A 3,158-nucleotide genomic window follows, 5' to 3' on the forward strand; every position below is an offset into this window, starting at 1 on the left:
GTGGCAGGCTCAGCCGCTTGAAGCCGAGCAGGGCCTGGCCGTCGGGCTGGGTCAGGGCCAGCTCGTGCAGCTGGATGAGGCCACTGAGCTTGACACCCGGCGTCTGCTTGGGGCGCTCGGCAAAGTCCAYCGCCACGTCGACATCGAGCCTGCCGCCGGCCAGTCGGATGGGCGCGCTGGCAGGCACATAGGCGGCCAGCGGTGCGAGATCCAGCCCGGCAAATTTGAAGGACAAACGAGCACTGACGTCATCGTCAAAGGGCAGCGCCTCGGCGCGGCTGTCGAAGGCGACGCCGTCGAGCTTGCCGTTCAGCTGGGGCTGCACCTTGACCTTGACGTCGGCCGGCAGCGTCGACATGAAAGGCAGGGCCAGGTGAAGGCCGGCCAGCTCGTGCTTGCGCTGCACCGGGCGGTCGTCGAAGAGGATGCGACCGTCGGCCAGCTCGATGTTGTAGACGGCGAACTCGGCGTCCGGCTCCTCGGGCGCCCCGGGCTTGGCGGCAAAGCGCTGGATCAGGTCGTCGATGTCATAGCGGCCCTCGGCCACGCGGGCGAGGCGCAGTTCGGGCTTGGTCAAGGCCACGGATTCGATGACGGCACGGCCGCGCAGCAGAGAGCGCAGCGACAGGGCAGCATCCAATTTCTGCAGCTTGAACAGCGGTGGCTGCCCGGCGTCGGCGCCGGCAATACTCAGCCCTTCGATGACCAGGGCCAGACGCCAGGGCTGGAAACTGGCCTCCTCGACGGTGACCGGCCGGCCCAGGGCCTCGCTGGCCAGTGCAGCGCCACGGCCGGTAACCCAGCCGGGTAGCGCCAGTGTCACGACCAGCAGCAGCAAGGTGACCAGGGCCGACAGCGCGGCGATGGTCCAGAGGGCGAGGCGGGCGGGGGAGCGGGAAAGCGGCGTCACGGCAGGCGCATTATTGATGTCGGCGATGATGCCCGTGGTGAGCCTCTCTCTCGACTATTCCGGCCTCAAGACCCTGCTGCTCGCAGCGGCGCTGCCTCCCGTGCCCATGCTGCTGCTGGCAGCCTGGGGCGGTTGGCGGCTCAGGCGCGGTCGTCGCTTTGGCGCGCTGTTACTGGGCCTGGCGCTTGCGGGAGTGTGGCTATCGGCTACCGAAGCCGCTGCTGAATTGCTGAGCCGGGCCGTGGGCCAGCCTGCGGTCCTCAAACCGGCCCAGGTCGACGCTTTGCGTCGCCGCTCTGACGGCGCGGTGCTGGTGCTGGGCGGCGGCGTGAAGCGCCACACCCCGGAATTCGATGCCGGCACGCCGAGCCGCACCACTGCCGAGCGCCTGGCCTATGGCGTCTGGGTCGCGCGGCGCAGCGGCTGGCCGCTGGCCTTTTCCGGCGGCATCGGCTGGACAGCGACTGAACTGCGCGAACCCGAGGCCGACATCATTGCCCGCGTGGCGGCTCAGGACTACGGCCTGCCGCTGCGCTGGACCGAGGCCAGTTCACGCGACACGCGGGAGAACGCCGCCCACACGCTGCCGCTGCTGGCGAAGGCGGGAGTGAAACAGGTCATCCTCGTCACCCACGACACGCATATGCGCCGCGCCATGCGCGCCTTCGAGGGCGAGGCGGCTCCGCTGGGGGTGAGCATCCTGCCCGCACCGGTGGGGCTGCGCGACGATGCCCTGACGAGCTTCAGCGATTGGTGCCCGTCGACTGACGGTTTCGAGCGCGTGCGCTACGTCCTCTACGAGACGCTGGCCTGGTGGGCTGGACGCTGAAATAGAAACCCCGCCGGGCTTTAAGGCCGGGCGGGGTGGGTGGCTATGCCACCTTGGGGCTCCACGGCGATTTGCCGAAGGGCTCCTGGCGCGCAAGGGATTGCGCCAGAGGTTGTGCCTCAAAAGGCATCTCAACAGTAGGCGAGCACGCTCAGGGCTTCAAGAAGAGTTGCCCGAATAGCGCCTCGGCCCGCGCCGTGATCTCGGGCGGCAGGCTGATACCGCGACCCCATTCGCGGCTGGTCTCGCCGGGCCACTTGTTGGTCGCGTCCAGCCCCATCTTGCCGCCCAGGCCGCTGACCGGTGAGGCGAAGTCAAGGTAGTCGATGGGCGTGTTGTCCACCAGGGTGGTGTCGCGCACCGGGTCCATGCGCGTCGTGATGGCCCAGATCACTTCCTGCCAGTTGCGCGTGTCGATGTCGTCGTCGACCACGACGATGAACTTGGTGTACATGAATTGGCGCAGGAAGCTCCAGATGCCGAACATCAACCGCTTGGCGTGGCCGGGGTAGGCCTTCTTGATCGACACGACGGCCATGCGATAGCTGCAGCCTTCGGGCGGCAGGTAGAAGTCGACGATCTCGGGAAACTGCTTCTGCAGGATGGGCACGAAGACCTCGTTGAGCGCAACGCCAAGGATGGCGGGCTCGTCCGGCGGCTTGCCGGTGTAGGTCGAGTGGTAGATCGGGTTCTTGCGCTGGGTCAGGCGAGAGATCTCGAAGACGGGGAACCAGTCCTGCTCGTTGTAATAGCCGGTGTGGTCGCCGAATGGGCCTTCCAGCGCGTGCAGATAGCCGCCCTTTTCCTTCAGCGGCACGCCGCGCTCGCTGACGCCGGTGTAGCCGGGTGCGGCAGGCGGGATGTGGCCTTCCAGCACGATCTCGGCCGAGGCCGGTGCCTGAAGCGGTTGGTTCTTGCCCACGCCGGTATTGACCAGTTCAGTACGCGAGCCGCGCAGCAGGCCGGCGAACTGATATTCGGACAGGCTGTCTGGCACCGGCGTGACGGCGCCCAGGATGGTGGCCGGATCGGCACCGAGGGCCACGGCGATCGGAAACGGCTCGCCCGGATGGGCCAGCGCGTGGTCGCGGAAATCCAGCGCACCACCGCGGTGCGCCAGCCAGCGCATGATGACCTGGCGGGGGGAAATAAGCTGTTGGCGGTAGATGCCCAGGTTCTGGCGGGTGCGGGTCGGCCCCCGGGTGATGACCAGACCCCACGTGATCAGGGGGGCTGCGTCGTCCGGCCAGCAAGTCTGTATGGGCAGGCGGCCGAGGTCGATGTCGCTGCCCTCCATGACCTCTTCCTGGCAGGCCGCGCGGCGCTGCACGGCGGGCTTCATGTCCCACAGGGCCTTGGCCATCTGCAACAGTTTGCCGGCGTCTTTCAGGCCCTTGGGTGGGTCGGGCTCCTTGAGGC

At 67.8% G+C, this 3,158-nt stretch carries 3 protein-coding genes; 1 reads left to right on the top strand and 2 read right to left on the bottom strand.

The features are described from left to right. On the bottom strand, window positions 1-910 hold a 910-nt coding region (locus ACXJKR_RS28215; RefSeq protein WP_457325652.1), incomplete at its 3' end, for an AsmA family protein. A gap of 37 nt (window positions 911-947) precedes the next feature. Here ACXJKR_RS28215 and ACXJKR_RS28220 point away from each other — a divergent pair. Beyond that, window positions 948-1,739: a YdcF family protein gene (locus ACXJKR_RS28220; protein WP_457325653.1), complete on the top strand. Its 792-nt coding sequence runs from the start codon at window positions 948-950 to the stop codon at window positions 1,737-1,739. 151 nt (window positions 1,740-1,890) lie between these two features. On the opposite strand, the gene ACXJKR_RS28225 is transcribed toward ACXJKR_RS28220, so the two are convergent. Continuing rightward, window positions 1,891-3,158: UbiD family decarboxylase (locus ACXJKR_RS28225; RefSeq protein WP_457325654.1), on the bottom strand; the 1,268-nt coding region annotated here is incomplete at its 5' end.

It is taken from the genome of Roseateles sp. P5_E11, from assembly GCF_054049355.1.